The sequence below is a fragment of the Actinotalea solisilvae genome (assembly GCF_016464425.1).
In the GTDB taxonomy this organism is placed as follows: domain Bacteria; phylum Actinomycetota; class Actinomycetes; order Actinomycetales; family Cellulomonadaceae; genus Actinotalea; species Actinotalea solisilvae.
The window spans coordinates 47586-65418 of sequence record NZ_JADDKQ010000005.1; the positions used below are offsets into that span (position 1 = coordinate 47586).

The 17833-nt window shown below is 77.9% G+C and carries 13 protein-coding genes; 6 read left to right on the plus strand and 7 right to left on the minus strand.

Annotated features, from left to right (window positions below):
* Positions 1–40: 40 nt before the first annotated feature.
* The 5 genes from JIG38_RS05705 to JIG38_RS20640 form a co-directional block, all read right to left on the minus strand.
* Positions 41–820, minus strand: coding sequence for an HD domain-containing protein (locus JIG38_RS05705; protein WP_233404526.1), 780 nt, complete (start codon positions 818–820; stop codon positions 41–43).
* A 121-nt stretch (positions 821–941) separates the two neighbouring features.
* Positions 942–2414 carry a sensor histidine kinase gene (locus JIG38_RS05710; protein WP_199422798.1) on the minus strand — a complete coding sequence of 491 codons (1473 nt, stop codon included), beginning with the start codon at positions 2412–2414 and terminating at the stop codon, positions 942–944.
* On the minus strand, positions 2411–3136 hold the full coding sequence (locus JIG38_RS05715; RefSeq protein ID WP_199422799.1) for a response regulator transcription factor: 726 nt from the start codon (positions 3134–3136) through the stop codon (positions 2411–2413). The genes JIG38_RS05710 and JIG38_RS05715 overlap by 4 nt, the downstream gene beginning before the upstream one ends.
* A gap of 127 nt (positions 3137–3263) precedes the next feature.
* Complete coding sequence (locus JIG38_RS05720; protein WP_199422800.1) at positions 3264–4007, minus strand: PspA/IM30 family protein; 744 nt, start codon at positions 4005–4007, stop codon at positions 3264–3266.
* Positions 4008–4106: 99 nt separating this feature from the next.
* Complete coding sequence (locus tag JIG38_RS20640) at positions 4107–6293, minus strand: TPM domain-containing protein (protein WP_199422801.1); 2187 nt, start codon at positions 6291–6293, stop codon at positions 4107–4109.
* Positions 6294–6540: 247 nt separating this feature from the next.
* Between JIG38_RS20640 and JIG38_RS05730 the strand changes: the two genes are divergently transcribed.
* The gene (locus JIG38_RS05730; protein ID WP_307844616.1) at positions 6541–7347 is read left to right on the plus strand and encodes a type 1 glutamine amidotransferase; all 807 of its coding nucleotides are present in this window, start codon (positions 6541–6543) and stop codon (positions 7345–7347) included.
* A 65-nt stretch (positions 7348–7412) separates the two neighbouring features.
* Here JIG38_RS05730 and JIG38_RS05735 read toward each other — a convergent pair whose 3' ends face one another.
* Positions 7413–9065, minus strand: coding sequence for a DNA repair helicase XPB (locus JIG38_RS05735; protein ID WP_199422802.1), 1653 nt, complete (start codon positions 9063–9065; stop codon positions 7413–7415).
* Complete coding sequence (locus JIG38_RS05740; protein ID WP_199422803.1) at positions 9062–11575, minus strand: helicase-associated domain-containing protein; 2514 nt, start codon at positions 11573–11575, stop codon at positions 9062–9064. The genes JIG38_RS05735 and JIG38_RS05740 overlap by 4 nt, the downstream gene beginning before the upstream one ends.
* 201 nt (positions 11576–11776) lie before the next feature.
* On the opposite strand from JIG38_RS05740, the gene JIG38_RS05745 reads away from it, so the two are divergent.
* The 5 genes from JIG38_RS05745 (at position 11777) to JIG38_RS05765 (ending at position 17833) form a co-directional block, all read left to right on the plus strand.
* Entirely contained in the window at positions 11777–12124 is a 348-nt protein-coding gene (locus JIG38_RS05745) for a hypothetical protein (RefSeq protein WP_199422804.1), read from the plus strand.
* Positions 12125–12191: 67 nt separating this feature from the next.
* A complete protein-coding gene (locus tag JIG38_RS20925) occupies positions 12192–12575 on the plus strand; it encodes a cold-shock protein (RefSeq protein ID WP_199422805.1) in 384 nt (127 codons plus the stop codon).
* A 1-nt stretch (position 12576) separates the two neighbouring features.
* Positions 12577–13536, plus strand: a complete 960-nt coding sequence (locus tag JIG38_RS05755; RefSeq protein WP_199422806.1) for a DUF3027 domain-containing protein — start codon at positions 12577–12579, stop codon at positions 13534–13536.
* Complete coding sequence (locus JIG38_RS05760) at positions 13533–16607, plus strand: sacsin N-terminal ATP-binding-like domain-containing protein (protein WP_199422807.1); 3075 nt, start codon at positions 13533–13535, stop codon at positions 16605–16607. Before JIG38_RS05755 ends, JIG38_RS05760 begins: the two co-directional genes overlap by 4 nt.
* The gene (locus tag JIG38_RS05765) at positions 16604–17833 is read left to right on the plus strand and encodes an MFS transporter (RefSeq protein ID WP_307844618.1); all 1230 of its coding nucleotides are present in this window, start codon (positions 16604–16606) and stop codon (positions 17831–17833) included. The genes JIG38_RS05760 and JIG38_RS05765 overlap by 4 nt, the downstream gene beginning before the upstream one ends.

Sequence of the window (17833 nt, forward strand, 5' to 3'; positions counted from 1 at the left end):
CGGTCGGGCTCGCGCAGCGCGCTCGGGCCGCAGCCGGCGGTCAGGCCTCGCGCGCGGCGGGGGCGGGCTGGTGCGTGGTCGCGTCGCCCGAGGTGGCGGTGCCGTTCTCGGCGGACGGCGGCGCCGCGGCCTCGATCTTCGCGAGCTCCTTCTCGAGGCGGTGGAGCTCGGCGCCCACGTTCTGGCGCGCCGACTCCTCCCAGGCCGCGCCGAGCGGGCTGACGAAGAGCGCCTGCCGGTCGGCGAGCTTGCGCAGGATCTTGATGCGCGCGCGGACGAACTCCTCGAGGGGCAGGTGCGCGTACTCGGCGCGCACGTCGGCGAGGTACGCCTTGTACCGCTGCGGCTCGGCCGCGAGCATCGCGAGGTCGGCGTCGCACAGCACGGCGCAGTCGAAGTCCTCGGGGTCCGGCAGGTGGCGCCGCAGGGCGGTGACGAGGTGGGCGACGCGGTCGACCGAGGCGTCGGGGACGCCCAGCCCGCCCAGCTCCTGGCGCGCGAGCGCGGCGCTCGCGACCTCGTCCTCGCCGCCGCGCTGCGCGTACGACGCGCGCTCGGCCGCGTCGAAGACGGCGCCGTGGTACCAGGCGGCGAGCCGGACCAGGTCGGGCTCGTGCGTCTCCTCGGCCAGCTCGTCGACGCGCGCGAGCACGTCGGTGAGGTGGCGGACGTTGTGGAAGTGGCGGTGCGGGGCCGACCAGCGGTCGAGGAGGGCCTCGCCGACCTTCTCGATCTCCTCGCTGGACGCGGTCGCGCCGGCGGCGACGCACGAGCGCGTCCAGGCCGGGACCAACCACTGCGGTGCGTCGTGGACGCCCATCGGGACTGCCTCATCGTGTCGGGGACAAACGATCAGTCATCGTAGCCCCGCCCGGCGACGGTGGCGTCGCGGGACCCGTCGCGGGCCCGGCGGGCGCGGGACGGGATGCCGCCCGACGTCGCTAGCCGGCAGCCGGCAGCGCCACGCGCACCGTCGCCCCGCCGCCCGGCGTGCGGTCGATCGCCACCGTCCCGTCGTGCGCCGCGACGATCGCGGCCACGATCGCCATGCCCAGCCCGGCGCCGCCGGACTCCCGCCCGCGCGCGACGTCGACGCGGTAGAAGCGCTCGAACACGCGCGCCGCGTGCTCGGGGTCGATGCCCGGCCCGTGGTCGCGCACCTCGACGACCACCGAGCCGTCGGCACGGCCGACGGCGAGCTCGACCGCGGTCCCGGCCGGGGTGTGCCGCGCCGCGTTGCCGACGAGGTTGGCGAGCACCTGGCGCAGCCGGTCCTCGTCGCCCAGGACGACGGCGCCCTGCGTCGACCCTCCCGCCGCGAGCGGCTCGACGCGCACGGGCCGCGCCGGGTCGAGCGCGCGCAGGTCGGCGGCGGCGTCGTGCACGGCGACGGCGAGGTCCACGGGCTCACGGCGCAGCGCGCGGCCCTCGTCGAGCCGGGCGAGGTCGAGCAGGTCCTGCACGAGCCGTCCCATCCGGGTGGCCGCGTCCTCCATCCGGCGGACGGTGTCGGGCACCGCGTCGGGCGGCACGGCGCCCATGCGGTACAGCTCGCCGTAGCCCCGGATGGTCGCGAGCGGCGTGCGCAGCTCGTGGCTCGCGTCGCTGACGAAGCGGCGCATGCGCTGCTCGGACGCCGTCCGTGCGCCGAACGCGGCCTCGATCTGCGCGAGCATGCCGTTGAGGGCCGCCGCCAGCCGGCCGACCTCGGTCGTCGTCGGTGCGTCGGGCACGCGGCGCGACAGGTCGCCGGCCGCGATCGCCTCGGCCGTGTCCTCGATCTGCCGGAGCGGCCGCAGGGCGCGCCGGACGCCGACCGATCCCGCGAGCGCGCCGAGGCCGACGACGCCGACGCCGAGGGCCACGAGCACCCAGCGCATGCGCGCGAGCGTCGCGTCGGCGGCGGTGGTCGGCAGGGCGACCGCCACGGAGCCGAGCACGCGGCCCGAGCCGGACTCCACGATGGGCCGCGCGAGGACGCGCCATCGCGGGCCCTCGTCGACCGATCCCACGGTGAAGGCACGGCCCTCGCGAGCGACCACCTCGGCCGTGCTGAGCGCCGGGATGTCCGCGACCGCGTCCGTGCCCGTGCGCGAGGCCCAGCGCTGCCACACCTCGCCCTCGGGCGTCACGAAGACGGCCTGGTAGTCGCTCGGGAGGTCGGCCTCCGAGGTGCTGCGGGGCAGCGCCCCCGTGATCGCGACGAGGTCGCGCGACGCGCGGTCGAGCTGGTCGTCGAGCTGCGCGACCAGGCTCTGGCGCAGCATCGCGAGCGCCGTCGCGCCGGTGAGCGCGAGTCCGGCGACGAGGACCAGCGCGAACAGGAGCGAGAGCTGCGTGCGCAGCGGGAGCCGCCTCCACCCGCGGTCCCGAGACGCCCGGGCGGGCTCCGGGCCACCCGGGGCGGCGGTCATCCCTGCCCCGGAGGCAGCCGCAGGACGTACCCGACGCCGCGCCGCGTGTGGATGAGGGGGACGGGCTGCTCGCCCTCCACGCCGTCGGGCAGCCGGTCGACCTTGCGCCGCAGGTAGGAGATGTAGGACTCGACGATGCTGCCGTCGCCGCCCCAGTCGTACTGCCACACGTGGTCGAGGATCTGCGCCTTGGAGAGCACCCGTCCCGCGTTGAGCAGGAGGTAGCGGAGCAGGGCGTACTCCGTGGGGGAGAGGTCGACCGTGCGGCCGCCGCGCCGGACCTCGTGCGCGTCCTCGTCGAGCTCGAGGTCGGCGTAGCGCAGCACGGACGCGTCCGCCGCCACGGCCGCCGACGTGCGGCGCAGCACCGCGCGGATCCGCGCGACGACCTCCTCGAGGCTGAAGGGCTTGGTCACGTAGTCGTCGCCACCGACGGTGAGACCCGTGACCTTGTCGGAGGTGTCGTCGCGCGCCGTGAGGAAGAGGACGGGGACCTGCTGGCCGCGCTCGCGCATCCGGCGGGTCACGGTGAACCCGTCCATGTCGGGGAGCATGACGTCGAGCACGACGAGGTCCGGCTCGACGTCGCGCACGAGCGCGAGCGCCGAGGCGCCGTCGGCGGCCGCGTGCACCTCGAAGCCGGCGAAGCGCAGCGACGTCGTGAGCAGCTCACGGATGGTGGGCTCGTCGTCGACGACGACGAGCCGGGCCTCGGCGGACATGGCACCAGTCTGGCGCGCGAGCCTGGGAACCACCTGGGAGCCCGCTGGGAGCACCGCGGGCCGGCCGCCGAGAGGACCGGCACCACGGGCCGGCCCCCGAGAGGACCGGCCCGCGGAGGTCAGCGCGTCACTGCTCGATCTGCGCGGGCTCCGTGCGCGCACCGAGCTTGAGCTGCGCGAGCCGCGCCTCGATCTCGGCGGCCTCGGAGTCCACCTCGAGCTCCTCGAACTGCGCGTCGAGCGACGACGCCGCGATCTCCTGGTGGCCGGCGACCCGGGCCTCCTCGCGGCGCACCTTCTCCTCGAACCGCGCCACCTCGCTCGTCGGGTCGAGCACGTTGATCGAGGAGATCGCCTCGTGCACCTGCGACTGCGCCTCGGCGGTCTTCTGCCGCGCGATGAGCTGGTCGCGCTTCGAGCGCAGCTGCTCGAGCTTGTCCTTCATCTGGACCAGCCCGTCCTTGAGCTTCGCCACGACCTCGGTCTGCGAGGCGATCATCGGCTCGGCCGACCGGGCCTCGCCCTCGAAGGAGATCTGCTTCGACAGCGCGACCTTGGCGAGGTTGTCGAACCGGTCGGCCTCGCCCGCGTTGCCCTGCGCGCGCAGCTGGTCCGCCTTGCCGGACGCGGCGACCGCCTTGCGGCCCCAGTCCTCCGCGGCCGCGACGTCCTCGGCGTGGTCCGCCTCGGCCAGGCGCAGGTTGCCGATCGTGAGCGCGACGGCGTCCTCGGCCTCGGCGATGGAGTTCGTGTAGTCCCGGACGAGCTGGTCGAGCATCATCTCCGGGTCCTCCGCCCGGTCGATGAGCGCGTTGATGTTCGCCCTCGCGAGCTGCGCGATGCGGCCCAGGACGGTCTGCTTCTCAGCCATCGGTGTCTGCCTTCCGGTAGGAGGTCGGGTGGTCGGTCGTGGTCCCGGCGCGGTGCGCCACCGGGGTCGTGCGGGGAGTCCTCGGGCGGGTGCGGTGCGTCAGAAGCGCCCACCCCCTCCGCGGCGCCCGCGCCCGCCGCCGCCGCGGCTGCCACCGGAGCGGCTGCCACCGGAGCGGCTGCCGATCCCGCCGCCCCCGCCGAAGCCGCCGCCGAACCCGCCGCCCGAGCGGCCGCCGCCGTAGCCCCCGCCCCAGCCGCCGCCGGAGCCGCCCCACCCCCCGCCGCGGCCGCCGCCGCCGAGGATCTGGTCGAGCAGGATGCCGCCGAGCACGAGCGAGCCCGCGTTGGAGCCGCCGAACCCGCCGCCCCCGCCGAGGCCGCCCTGCTGGGACTGCCACCCGGCGACGTCGCGCTCGGCGAGCTGCTGCGCCGACACGACGAGCTGCTCGGCGCGGCCTGCGGTGGCGAGCGCGGCGACGGGGTCGGTCGTGGCGGCGGCCTGGGCCTCCTGCGCGAGCCGCGCCGCCTCGGCGAGCCGCGTGCGCGCCTCGGCACCCACGGCGCCGCGCCGCGTCTCGATGAAGTCGGCCACCGCCCGCACCTGCGCGGTGACGCGGCCCAGCACCTCGCGCAGCTGCGCCTGGGCGCGACCGGCGTGCTCCGCCTGCTCGCGCGCGGGAGCCAGGACGGCGTCGAGCGCGGTCTCGGCGTCGGTGAGGCGGCGGAGCGTCGCGAGCGGGTCGCCCGACGCGCGCTGGGCCCGCGCGGCCGCGAGCGCCTCCTCGGCCGCGGCGGCCGCGGCGACGACCCCCGGGTCCTGCGGCGCGAGGCGCTCGGCGTCCGCGACGTCGGCCGCGAGCGACGCGATCCCGGCGTCGATGCGTGCGCCGGCCCCGGCGAGGTCCTGGCCCGCGCGACCGACCGCGTCGAGCAGGGTCACGGCCTGCGCGACGGCGTCCTGCGCGGCCCGCGCGAGGCCGACGGCGGCGCCGCGGTCGGTCGCGAGCGCCGCGCGTCCCTGCTCGACGGTGCTCCGGACGCCGTCGAGCAGGGCCGCGGCCTGCTCCACGTTCCCGCGCACCGAGGCGAGCGCCTCGGGCGCGTAGGTCGTGCCGAGCTGCTCGAGGGTGGCGCGCGCGGCCGGCAGCCGGCCCTGGACCTCGCCCGCGCGGCGCGCCGTCTCGTCGAGCACCTCGGGCGCGCGCGCCTGCAGGTCGCGCAGCCGGTCGAACTCGGCGGTCTGGGCGTCGAGCGAGGAGTCCACCTGGTCGCACAGGCCGAGGATCTCGAGCAGCATCGCGCGCCGCCGCTGCTCGTCCTCGGGGCTCGTGTCGTCGAGCTGCTGGCGCAGCGCGAACGCGCGGCCCATCGACTGCTTCGCGGTCGCGATGACCTCGGCGAACACGCGCGTCGACTCCGCCCCGAACTGCGCCTGGGCGAAGCCGAGCTCCTGCTCCGAGGTGCGCACCGCGTCGTCGCACGCGACCAGGGCGCTGCTCGCGCGGCGGTTGAGCTCGTCGGTGGGCAGGGCGGCCGGTCCCGCCGCCGCTCGACCGTCGGGACCGCGGACGGCGCCCGCGGGCGCCCGGCGCCGGGACCGCACCACGAGCACGACGACGCCGACGAGCAGACCGCCGACGAGCAGCACGGGCAGGAGCGGGATGCCGCCGGCCCCGGCCCCGGCCGTCCCCGTCCCGGTGCCCCCGCCCGCGGCGTCGCGCAGGCCCTCGGCCGCGCCGATCGCGGCGCCGGCCCAGTCGTCGGCGGACAGCCGCGGCTCGACCCGCTCGGAGTCGATCGCCTGGAGCTGCGCGTCGGTCAGCGGGATCGCGTCGTCGACCGAGATCGCGTACTGGCGGTCGTCGACCGCCACGGCGAGCAGGACGTCGTCGACGCCCATGCCCGAGTCGATCGCGCTCTGCGCGGCCCAGTCGAAGGGGTCGGTCCCGTCGAACGAGCCCACGAACACGACGAAGAGCTGGTAGGGCGTCTCGTCGGCGAGCGCGTCGAGCGCGGCCTGCACCTCGTCCTCGCGCCCGCTCAGCGCGCCGACGCGGTCGGTGATGTCGCCGTCGACCTCGCCCGGCGGCTCCGCGCGCAGCGCGGTCCTTGTGCCGCTCGCCACCGTGAGCTCCCCGGTGGACCCACCCGCCCCACCGGCTCCGACGGCCCAGGCGGCCGTCACGCCGCCCGCGCCCAGGGCGGCCGCGAGGACGACGGCGACCAGGGAGCGCGCGCTGCGGGGGAGCCCCGCCCCGGGCGCGGCGGTGCGGCGGGTGATCACCGTCCGATCCTGGTTCACCGGGGGTGCAGCCGCAACGGAGGGCGGCGCCCGCCGCCGGGTCGGCCGCGCACCGGGCGTGCGGCGCACGGTGCGGGTGGGGCTGACGACGACCCGGCAGCCCGGCGCCGGGCCTCAGGGGACCCACGAGCCCCACGCGCCGCACGTCCGAGCGCAGCAGGCCGCGCGGACGGGGGACGTGGCGGAGCGCACATGGTGACCATGGTTGCGCTCCCAATACGATGTCTCGGTGATCCTCACCGTCATCGAGCACATGGCCTCCTGCCCGCTGGACCGGTTCGCCGGCTGGCTCGCCGAGGCCCAGCCCCTCGAGATCCGCACCGTCCGGCCCTGGGCCGGCGACCCCCTGCCCGCCGCCGACGCGCTCGGCGACGGCCTCGTCATCCTCGGCGGCCGCGGCGACGCGTACGACGACGCCGGCACCCCCTGGCTCCCGGCGACCCGCGAGCTCCTCGCCGCGGCCGCCCGCGCCGGCGTGCCCACGCTCGGCATCTGCCTCGGCGCCCAGCTCCTCGCGGTCGCCACGGGCGGCCGGGTCCAGGTCGACGCCCCGCCCGGGCGCGAGGCGGGCGTCGTCGACGTCCACCCGCGCCCCGACGCCGCGCGGGACGCCCTCTTGGGCCACCTCGCCGCGGACGTGCCCGCGGACCACCCGCTCGCCGGCGGCGTGCTGCTCGCGATGCCGTCCATGCACGCGGACGCCGTCGTCGACCTGCCGGCCGGCGCGGTCTGGCTCGCGTCGTCGCGGCTCTACCCCTACCAGGCGTTCCGCGTGGGCCGGGCCGCGTGGGGCCTGCAGTTCCACCCCGAGGTCTCGCGCGAGACGTTCGCCGCGTGGGCCGCGTCCTACCCCGAGGTGGACGCCGCCGCGGCGGTCGCCGACTTCGACGCCCGCGCCGACCAGGTCGAGGCGGGCGGGCGTGCCGTCGCGCACCGCTTCGCGGAGCTCGTCCGTCGCCACCACGAGGGGCTGCCGCTCACCGACGCCGCCCCCGCGGCCGCCGACCGCACCGCGGAGCCCGCGCTCCTGGGCTGACCCTGCACGCACGACGACGGCGCCGCCCGGGCTCGGGTCGGCGCCGTCGTCGTGCGGGGCGGACGTCAGCCCGCGACGAGGTCCTCGGCGTCGACGATGCGGTACGCGTAGCCCTGCTCCGCGAGGAACCGCTGGCGGTGCGCCGCGAACTCCTGGTCGACCGTGTCGCGCGAGACCACGGCGTAGAAGTGCGCCGTCCGACCGTCGGCCTTGGGCCGCATGATGCGGCCGAGCCGCTGGGCCTCCTCCTGGCGCGAGCCGAACGAGCCGCTCACCTGGATCGCGACGGCCGCCTCGGGCAGGTCGACGGAGAAGTTCGCGACCTTGCTCACGACGAGCCGCGAGACCTCGCCCGTGCGGAACGCCGCGAACAGCCGCTCGCGCTCGCGGACCGTCGTCGCGCCCGTGATGAGGGGCGCGTCGAGGTGGTCGGCGAGCAGCTCGAGCTGGTCGATGTACTGCCCGATGACCAGCACCTGGTCGTCGGGGTGCTTCGCCACGAGCTGCTCGACCACGCGGTTCTTGCCCTCCGCGCTCGCGGCGAGGCGGTACTTCTCCTCGGGCTCGGCCGTCGCGTAGGCGAGGCGGTCGGCGTCGGGCAGCGTGAGGCGGACCTCGACGCAGTCCGCGGGCGCGATGTAGCCCTGCGCCTCGATGTCCTTCCACGGCGCGTCGAACCGCTTGGGCCCGATGAGCGAGAACACCTCGTCCTCGCGGCCGTCCTCGCGGACGAGCGTCGCGGTGAGCCCGAGGCGGCGCCGCGCCTGGAGGTCGGCCGTCATGCGGAAGATCGGCGCCGGCAGCAGGTGGACCTCGTCGTAGAGCACGAGGCCCCAGTCGCGCGCGTCGAGCAGCTCGAGGTGCGTGTAGACGCCCTTCCGGCGCGTGGTGAGCACCTGGTAGGTCGCGATCGTCACCGGACGGATCTCCTTGCGCGCGCCCGAGTACTCGCCGATCTCGTCCTCGGTGAGCGTCGTGCGGCGCAGCAGCTCGTCGCGCCACTGCCGCGCGGAGACGGTGTTCGTCACGAGGATGAGCGTCGTCGTCTTGGACCGGGCCATCGCGCCCGCGCCGACGATCGTCTTGCCGGCGCCGCACGGGAGCACGACGACGCCGCTGCCGCCGTGCCAGAAGCCCTCGACCGCCTGCTCCTGGTAGGGCCGCATCGCCCAGCCGTCCTCGTGCAGGTCGATCTGGTGCGCCTCGCCGTCGACGTAGCCCGCGAGGTCCTCGACGGGCCAGCCGAGCTTGAGCAGCACCTGCTTGAGGTGCCCCCGCTCGCTCGGGTGGACGACGACGTCGTCCGGGTCGAGGCGCGTGCCCACGAGGCCGGCCGTCTTGCGCGACCGCAGCACCTCCTCGAGCACCGCCCGGTCGAGGGCGTGCAGCACGAGGCCGTGCGTCGGGTGGCTCACGAGCTGGAGGCGGCCGTAGCGCGCCATCGTCTCCGCGACGTCGACGAGCAGCGCGTGCGGCACCGGGTAGCGCGAGTACTCGAGCAGCACCGAGACGACCTGCTCGGCGTCGTGGCCCGCGGCGCGCGCGTTCCACAGGCCCAGCGGCGTGAGGCGGTACGTGTGCACGTGCTCGGGCGCGCGCTCGAGCTCGGCGAACGGGGCGATCGCGCGGCGGCACGCGGCCGCGTCGGGGTGGTCGATCTCGAGCAGGAGCGTCTTGTCGCTCTGCACGATGAGCGGCCCGGGGGCACCCTCGGTCATCGGTCTCCTCCGGTGGGGGTGACGCCGGCGATGCGGTGCACGGCGACGGTGAGCTCGGCCTCGCGCTCCGGGTCGATCGCTCGCACCCGGCCCGCGTCGACGCGCACCGGGCGCACCCGGCGGCGGCTGGAGCCTCCGTCCGGCCCGACGATGTCGAGCCAGACCTCGCGGCCCTCGGCGACGGCCTCCCGCAGGAGGGCCAACGCGAGCACGGGGTCGGGTGTTCCCTGGTCGGCGGGCGCCGGGCCCGCCGGTCCGCCGGACCGGGCGGCGATCACCTCGGCGTCGTGCGCCTGGACGGCGGCCGTCGCCTCCCGGCGGTCGGCGGCGAGCACGTCCTTGGCGACCCGGCGCAGGCGGCGGTCGCGCGCGTCGTCGGCGGTGACCGCGGGCGTCCCGGCTGGCCCGGTCGGGCCGCCGGAGCGCCGGCGCGCGCGACCGCGCACGCGCGTCACGGACGGCCCCACGACGACGACGGCGCCCGTGGAGTCCTCCGTGACGGGCGCGAGGCCGCGCTCGCGCAGCGCCGCGAGCAGGGCCGACGGCGCCGCCTGGGACGCGATCACCGTGGGCGCGAGCAGGAGGAGGCCCAGCCCGCGCAGGGCCTTGTCCTCGACGAGGCCCGCGAGGAGCGCGGGGTCGTCCGCGCGCAGGTAGGACGACGCCATGCCCACGCGGACGCGTCCGTGCCGCCGCGCGACGTCGAGCACGAGGTACTCGAGCGGCTGGGGGACGCCGTTGCGCGCGGCGTGCGACAGGGCGGCGAGCAGCTCCTCGGCGGTCCGGCCGCGGTCCAGCGCGCGCCGGACGCTGGCCTCGGTGAAGCGGACCGTGAGCGCCGCACCCCGCGACTCGACCTGCGCGGCCGACTCGACGAGGTCGGCGAGGGCGTCGCTCGGGCGCCCGGGGACGATGCCCGTGAGGTCGCCCTGGAGGAGCAGGTCGTCGACGGCCGGCGGCAGGCGGTCCGCGAGCGCCCGTGCGGGCGTCCCGTCCCCGCCGAGCAGCGCCCCGCCGGCCGGCGCGAGGGCGCCCCCGCCGAGCACGCCGAGCGCGGTCGCCTCGGCCAGCACCGCCTCGACCGCGTGCAGGGGCGGGGCGGAGCGCGGCGCGCGCCACGCGAGCACCTCGTGGACCTGCGCGGCCGTGAGCGACGCGAGCGTCGTGCTCCCGGCCGGGCCGGGCGGCCCGAGCGGCCCGGTCGACCCCGCGAGCACCTCGAGCACCGTGCGCCGCAGCCGCGGCGCCCACGGGCGCCGGGCCTCCGGGTCGAGCGCCGGACGCACCGTCCCGCGGTCGTCGCGCGTGCCGACGAGCCACGCCGCGCGCTCGGACGCGAACCACGCGGCGACGAGCTGCTCCCAGCGCTCGGGTGCCGGCCGGCGGAGCCAGTCGTCGGCGTCGGCCGTGGGCGCGACGGAGGCGGGCTCCTCGCCGTCGTCGACGACGAGACCGGCGGCACCCGCGACCTCGACGACCAGGGCCGCGCGCGCGTCGTCGACCTCGAGGCGCGTCGCGACGCGACGCAGCTCGCGCGTGCCGAGCCCACCCGCGCGCAGCACCGGCGGCGGCTCGGCGCCCCACGCGTCGAGCAGCACGCCGACGAGGCGCACGACCTCGAGCGCGTGCTGCGCCGACTCGGCGTCGACCGTGCGGACGTCCACCGCCCCCGGCGTCGGGTCGGGTGCGGCGGGCGGTTCGCGGTGCGTCCGGTTGCCGCGCAGGACGAGCGCGACCTCGCGGGGCAGGACGACGTGCTGCGGGTCACCCACCGACAGCAGGCCGTGGCGCAGGAGCCACTCGACCGCCGTGCGGCCGGGACCGGCCTCCTGCCCGGGCGGGGGCACGGGCGAGCGCCCCACGGGCGGGCCCCACGTCAGCGCCTCGAGGACGGAGCGGGCACCCGACGGCGCGCGGTCGAGGAGCGCGGACACGGTGGGCGGGTCCGCGAGGTGGGCGGCGACCGCGTCGAGCACCGCGTCGTGGCCGGCGTGAGCGCCCTCCGTGGCGAGCCCGAGGTCGGCCACGAGGCGCGCGAGGCCCTGCGGGCTGCGCCGGGCGAGCGCCTGGCGCAGCGTCGGGCCCAGGCCGGCGGGGTAGGGGCCGAGGACGTCCTCGAGCCCGGGCGCGGGCAGCAGGCGCGTGGTGGGCGTGGCGGGAGCGGGGACGCCGGCCCGGGTCTCGGGCGTCCAGACGAGCGCGAGGCGCAGGGCCGCCGTCGCGGCGCGCGCGGCGTCGTCCGGGTCGGCGCCGCCGAGCGCGACCACGTCGCCCAGGGTCACCGCGCCGCGGCCGGCGGTGCCGTGCAGCGCGAGGACCGCCTCGAGCACGTGCAGGACGGCGGCGTCGACGGTGCCCAGGGCGCGGTCGAGGCTCACGCGGTTCGCGGCGCGCGCCGCGAGCGCCCGCAGGCTCGCGGGCGGCGGGGCGGCCAGGTCCGGGCGCTCGGCGAGCAGCGCGGCGAGGCCCTCCTCGCCGCGGGCGCGCAGGTGCTCGGTGAACGTGGCCATCCGCACCACGATACGTGGGCCGGGTGCGCCGCGGGGCGGCCCCGCGGCGCCCCCGCAGAGCGGACGGGCCCGCCTCCACCCACCGCTCGATCCCCCGCACGACGGGACCCGGGCAGGGGTCGGCGCCGGGTAGGCTGGGCGCACGTGATGACACGGCGTCAGATCCCTGGACGGGGCGGCGCCGACGACGCAAGGAGAACCATGGAGATCGTCCGGGACGTGCTGCTCGTCCTGCACTTCGTCGGCCTCGCGAGCCTGCTGGGCGGGTTCCTCGTGCAGATGAAGCCGAGGACCAAGAAGGTCGTCGCGGCGATGGTCCACGGCGCGCTCACCCAGCTCGTCACCGGCGTCGCCCTCGTCGGCACGGCGTACGCGCTCGGCCACGGCGACGACGTCGACAACGCGAAGATCGGCGTCAAGCTCGTCGTCCTGCTCGTCATCACCGCCCTCGTGCTGCGCGGCCGCCGCCAGGAGAGCGTCTCGACCGGCGTCTGGGGCGCGATCGGCGCCCTCACCCTGGTGAACGTGGTCGTCGCCGTCGTCTGGTGACCTCGGGCGTCGCCGCAGGCCGGTAGCCTGGGCCGGTACATCTCCGCCCGATCCGTCAGGGGTTCACGTGCCTACCGGCAAGGTCAAGTGGTTCGACGCCGAGCGCGGCTTCGGCTTCATCGCCAGCGACGAGGGCGACGAGGTCTTCCTGCACGCGTCCGCGCTGCCCGCGGGGTCGGCGTCGCCCAAGCCCGGCACCAAGGTCGACTTCGGCGTCGCCGACGGCCGGCGCGGCCCGCAGGCGCTCTCGGTCAAGGTCCTCGACCCGCTGCCGTCCGTCGTCAAGGCCCAGCGCAAGCCGGCCGACGACATGGCGGTCATCGTCGAGGACCTCATCAAGGTGCTCGACGCGGTGGGCAACGGCCTGCGCCGCGGCCGCTACCCCGAGAAGGCCAAGGCGACCCAGGTCGCCACCCTGCTCCGGGCCGTCGCCGACGACCTCGAGGCCTGAGATGGCCGCCGCCACGAAGGACGCCGTCCTCGCCTCCGCCGTCGACCTCGCGCGCGAGGCCGCGCAGGAGGTCGCGGACCGCCCCGAGCTGGTGGGCGAGCACCTCGGCCTGGTCGTCGAGGGCGAGCGCCTCGTCACCCACCGCTTCGCGACGACGGCGCCCGGGTACCGCGGCTGGCACTGGGCCGTGACGGTCGCGCGCGTGCCGCGCGGCCGGACGGCCTCGGTGTGCGAGGTCCACCTGCTGCCCGGCGACGACGCGCTCCTCGGGCCGGCCTGGGTGCCGTGGGCCGAGCGCCTGCGCCCCGGCGACCTCGGGCCGGGCGACGTGCTGCCCTACCTGGCCGACGACGAGCGGCTCGACCAGGGCTACGAGGCGACGGGTGACGTCGACGCCGACGAGCTCGCGATCGTCGAGCTGGGCCTCGGTCGCGAGCGCGTCCTGTCCCCGCTCGGCCGGTCGGAGGCCGCGCAGCGCTGGTACGCCGGCAGCCACGGCCCCATGGCGCCCCAGGCGCTCGCGGCGAGCGCGCCGTGCTCGACGTGCGGGTTCCTCGTGCTCATGGCCGGCTCGCTGAGGACAGAGTTCGGCGTGTGCGCCAACGAGTGGTCGCCCGACGACGGCCGGGTCGTGAGCATGGACCACGGCTGCGGCGCGCACTCGCAGACGGACGTCGTGCCGGGGCCGAGCGACTGGCCGGACGCGCCGCCGTCCGACGACCTCGACCTCGAGCTCGTGCGCCTCGTCGACGAGCACCGCGCGGGCGACGAGGCGGCGCGCGAGGAGCCGGCCGCCGAGGTCGACCAGCCGGCCGAGGAGCAGCCCGCGGACGAGCAGCCCACGGACGTGCCTCCGCTCGACGAGCCTGCGGACGAGCAGCCCGCGGACGAGCAGCCGGTCGACGAGCAGCCCACGGCCGACGCGCCCGACGAGCCCGGGTCCGCGCCCGCCGAGGGGTGACGGCGGACCCGTTCTCGACCGCGCGCCTGCGGCGCGCCGTCCTCGACGCGTGGACGGCGCACCCGCCGCGCTTCCGCGAGGACGCGAACGCCGAGGAGGACAACGCCCGGCGGTACTACCGCGACCGGGTGGTCGTCGAGCTCGCCCAGAACGCGGCCGACGCCGCCGCGCGCGCGGGGACCCCCGGCCGGCTGGCGCTGCGCCTCGAGCGCACGGCCCGCGGCGCGCAGCTCGTGGTCCTCAACACCGGCGCCCCGCTGGACGCCGACGGCGTCGCGTCGCTCGCGTCGCTGCGCGCGTCCGCCCAGCGGGACGACGCCGGGGTCGGCCGGTTCGGCGTGGGCTTCGCCGCGGTGCGGTCGGTCGCCGACGTCGTGAGCGTGGCGTCCACGTCGGGGGCGGTGCACTTCGACCTCGGGGCCACCCGCACCGCCCTCGGCGCGGTGCGCTCCGACCGGCTCGCGGCCGAGGTCGCGCGGCGCGGCGACGCGCTCCCCGTGCTCCGCCTGCCCGTCGCCGGTGCCGCGCCGGGTCACCCCGCGACCCCGCCCGAGGGCTGGGACACCGCGGTCGTGCTGACGCTGCGGGACGACGTCGCCGTGGGCCGCGTGCGCGCCGAGCTCGCGGCGGTCGACGACGTGCTCCTCCTTGCGCTGCCCGCGCTCGCCGAGGTCGAGGTGGTGCTCGACGGCGAGGCGCGGACCGTGCGCGACGTCGAGGACCGCTGGGTCGTCGCGCGCGGCGGGGGAGCGCTCGACCCGGCGCTGCTCGCCGACGCGCCGGTCGAGGAGCGGGGCCGTACCGCGTGGGCCGTGACGTGGGCCGTGCGCCGCGGCGGGCCCGCCGCGCACCCCGGCGTCGTCCACGCGCCGACGCCGACCGACGAGCCCTGTACGCTGCCCGCCCTGCTCGTCGCGACGCTCCCGCTCGACCCCTCCCGGCGCCACGTCGCGGCCGGCCCGGTGACCGACGCCGTCGTCGCCGGGGCGGGCGCGGTCTGGACCGACCTCGTCGCGGCGTGCCGGCGCGAGTCCGACGCCGCGGGTGCGTCCGCGCACGGGTCCGTCACCGACCCCGCGGACCTGCTCCCGCCCGCGCTGCCCGCGGGCCCGCTCGACGCCGCCCTGCGCTCGGCCGTCGTCGCCGCGAGCCGTGACGTCCCCCTGCTGCCCGCGGCCGACGGCGGCCGGGTCCCGGCGTCGGCGGCCGTCGCCCTGCCCGCGGGGACCGACGGCGCCCTCGTGCTGGCCCTCGCGCCGTGGGTCGCGGGGCTCGTCGACCTCGCGCCGCACCGACGCCACCTCGTCGGCCTCCTCGGCGTCCGGACGACCGAGCTCGCGGAGGTCGTCGACGGCCTCCCCGCGGGCGACCCCGCAGCGCTGCGCGCGCTGCTCGACGTCGCGCCGACCGACCCGCGGACCCTCGAGCAGCTCGCGACCCTGCCCGTGGCCCTCGCCGACGGCCGCACGGTCCGCGGCGCGCGAGGGCTTGTGCTCGCCGAGGACGTGCCCGAGGACGTGCTGCGCGTGCTCGGCGGCTGGGGCGTGCGGGTCGTCCACCCCGACGCGGCGCACCCCGTGCTCGAGCGCCTCGGCGCGGCACGCGTCGAGGCGTGGGGGCTCCTGGCCCATCCCGCCGTCCGCGAGCGCGTGCTCGGCGCCGACCCGGACGAGCCCGCCGACCCCGCGGACGTGCTCGCGGGCGAGCCCCCCGACGGGCCGTCCGACGACGCCGCCGCGGTCGCCGACGTCGTGCTCGGGCTCGTGCACGCCGGCCTCGCCGCGGGCCGCGCGCCGGACGTGGCGGCCGGGGAGGGCGAGCCGTGGTGGGGCGAGCTCGTGCTCGAGGCGGCCGACGGCGACCGGCTCCCGGCCGCCGGGCTCGTGGTGCCGGGGTCCGACGCGGCGCGCTGGTTCGACGCCGACGTCCTGCCGCCCGTCGCCGACCACCTGCTCGCGCGGTGGCGCGACGAGCTCGAGGTCGTCGGCGTCCGCACGGGCCTGCGCGTGGCCCGCGCCCCGTCCGACGCCGACGCCGACGCCGACGCCGACGCCGAGGGCGCCACGGCGGTCCTCGACGGCCTCGACGGCTGGCCCGACCACCTCGAGGACCTCGCGGTGCTCGGCGGCGGCGCGCCGGCGCCGTCGTCGGACCACCTCGTGGTGCCCGACCTCGACGCCGTGCGCCCCGACGCCTGGCCCGAGGTGCTCGCCGCGCTCGCCCGCGGGCCTGCGCGCCGCGCCCTCGTGGAGCGCGTCCCGCTCGCGACCGGCGGGCACGCGCCGTCGTACACCGCGTGGTGGCTGCGGCGGTCCCTGGGGCTGGGCCGCCCCTTCCGGCTGCCGGGCGGCGCGGGCCGCCCGGGCGACCCGGGGTCCGTGCTGCTCGGCGACCTGCCCCCGCTGCTCGCCGCACTGGCAGACGACGAGGACGTGCTGCGCGCGCTCGGCGGGGTGGCGTCGCCGGACGAGCTCGACGCGACCGGCTGGGCCGACGTGCTCGACCACCTGCCCCCGGCGGGCGAGGAGGTCGCGCTGCCCGCGGCGGCCGCCGTCTGGCGCGCGCTCGCCGCCCTCGCGACGGCGGCGGCGCCGCTCGACCCCGACCGCGTCCCCGCGTGGTCGGGCGGCCGCGCCGTCGTGGCCTTGGTCGACGACGTCGCGGTCGCCGGCCCGTGCTGGGCGCAGCACCCGGGCGTCGGACCGGTCGTCGTCGTGCCGGACGCCGCCGCCGAGGACGTCGCGCACGCGCTCGACGTCGACCTCGCGGCCGAGCGCGCCGACGGCCGGGTCACGTCGACGGGCGCGCCCGCGGCCGTGCCGCCCGCCGTCGCCGCCCTCGCGCCGGGCGCCCCCGCACGCTGGGTCGAGCACGAGGATCTGCGCGTCGACGGGGAGCCGGTGGAGTGGTGGGTCGAGGGCGACGTCGTCCACGCCTGCACGACGCGCGGCCTCGCGCAGGGCCTCGCGCACGCGGCGGGCCGGTGGGCCGACCGCGACGCCGTCGAGCGCGTCCTGCTCGCCCCCGACGACCTCGCGGCCGTCCTCCTCGAGCGGGCGGGCGAGCCGTGAACCGCACGCTCGTCCTGGGCGTCTACGTGCCCGTCGTCGTGTTCGAGAGCGGCATGGGCGCCGTCCTCCCGGTCGTCGCCATCAGCGCGACCGAGCTGGGGGCGTCGCTCGCGGGCGCGGGGCTCGTCGTCGCGCTCATCGCCGTCGGGCACATCGTCGGCGACGTGCCTGCAGGCGCCCTCGCGGCCCGGGTGGGGGACCGGCGCGCGATGCTTCTGGGCGCGTGCGCCGCCGTCGTCGTGCTCGCGGGTGCCGCGCTCGCGACCCACGTCGTCGTCCTCGGTGCGTGCCTCACCCTGCTCGGCGCCGTGTCGGCGGTCTTCACGCTCGCGCGGCACTCCTACCTCGCCGAGACCACGCCGGTGGAGCGGCGCGCGCGCGTCCTGTCGACGCTCGCCGGCCTCCAGCGCGTCGGCACGTTCCTCGGCCCCTTCCTCGGCGCCGGCCTCATGCACGTGTGGGGCCTCTCCGCGGCCTGGTGGCTCGCGGTGGGGACGTCGCTGGTCACGGCCCTGCGCGTCGCGCTCGTGCCCGACGAGGACGAGCGCCTCGGCGGGCCGCCGTCGGCCACGCTGCGCCAGGTGGTGCGCGACCACCGGCACGTGTTCGCGACGCTCGGCGTGGCGGTGCTCATGGTCGGCGCGGCCCGCGGGAGCCGCCAGACCGTGCTGCCGCTGTGGTCGGAGCACCTCGGCCTCTCGCCCGCGACGACGAGCATCGTCTTCGGCATCTCGGGCGCCGTCGACATGCTGCTCTTCTACCCGGCGGGCAAGCTCATGGACGCGCGCGGGCGGCTGTGGACCGCCGTCCCGTCGATGCTCGTGCTGGCGGCCGGGCTCGCGCTCCTCCCCGTGACCGGCGCTGTCGCGTCGCTCACCGCCGTCGCGATGCTCATCGGCCTCGGCAACGGGATGGGTGCCGGGATCCTCATGACCCTGGGCGCCGACGTCGCGCCGCCGTCCGTCCGCGCCCAGTTCCTCGGGGTGTGGCGCCTGTGCGGCGACGCCGGGTCGGCCGGGGGGCCGCTGCTCGTCGCCGCGGGCGCGGCGCTCGGGTCGCTCGCCGCGGGCATCTGGTCGATGGCCGGCGTCGCCGCGCTCAGCGCCGCAGCCCTCGCCCGGTGGGCCCCGCGGTACTCGATCCACGCGAACCGCACCACGCGGCGGCTCGCCGCCGAGCGCGCGCGGGGCGGCGGCCCGCCCGGCGGCCCCGACCACCCCGGCTGA

Excerpts from the sequence above, each read along its gene's own strand:
- JIG38_RS05705 (WP_233404526.1), bottom strand. The coding sequence starts at position 820 with ATGGGCGTCCACGACGCACCGCAGTGGTTGGTCCCGGCCTGGACGCGC.
- JIG38_RS05710 (WP_199422798.1), bottom strand. The coding sequence starts at position 2,414 with ATGACCGCCGCCCCGGGTGGCCCGGAGCCCGCCCGGGCGTCTCGGGAC.
- JIG38_RS05715 (WP_199422799.1), bottom strand. The coding sequence starts at position 3,136 with ATGTCCGCCGAGGCCCGGCTCGTCGTCGTCGACGACGAGCCCACCATC.
- JIG38_RS05720 (WP_199422800.1), bottom strand. The coding sequence starts at position 4,007 with ATGGCTGAGAAGCAGACCGTCCTGGGCCGCATCGCGCAGCTCGCGAGG.
- JIG38_RS05735 (WP_199422802.1), bottom strand. The coding sequence starts at position 9,065 with ATGACCGAGGGTGCCCCCGGGCCGCTCATCGTGCAGAGCGACAAGACG.
- JIG38_RS05740 (WP_199422803.1), bottom strand. The coding sequence starts at position 11,575 with ATGGCCACGTTCACCGAGCACCTGCGCGCCCGCGGCGAGGAGGGCCTC.
- JIG38_RS05745 (WP_199422804.1), top strand. The coding sequence starts at position 11,777 with ATGGAGATCGTCCGGGACGTGCTGCTCGTCCTGCACTTCGTCGGCCTC.
- JIG38_RS05755 (WP_199422806.1), top strand. The coding sequence starts at position 12,577 with ATGGCCGCCGCCACGAAGGACGCCGTCCTCGCCTCCGCCGTCGACCTC.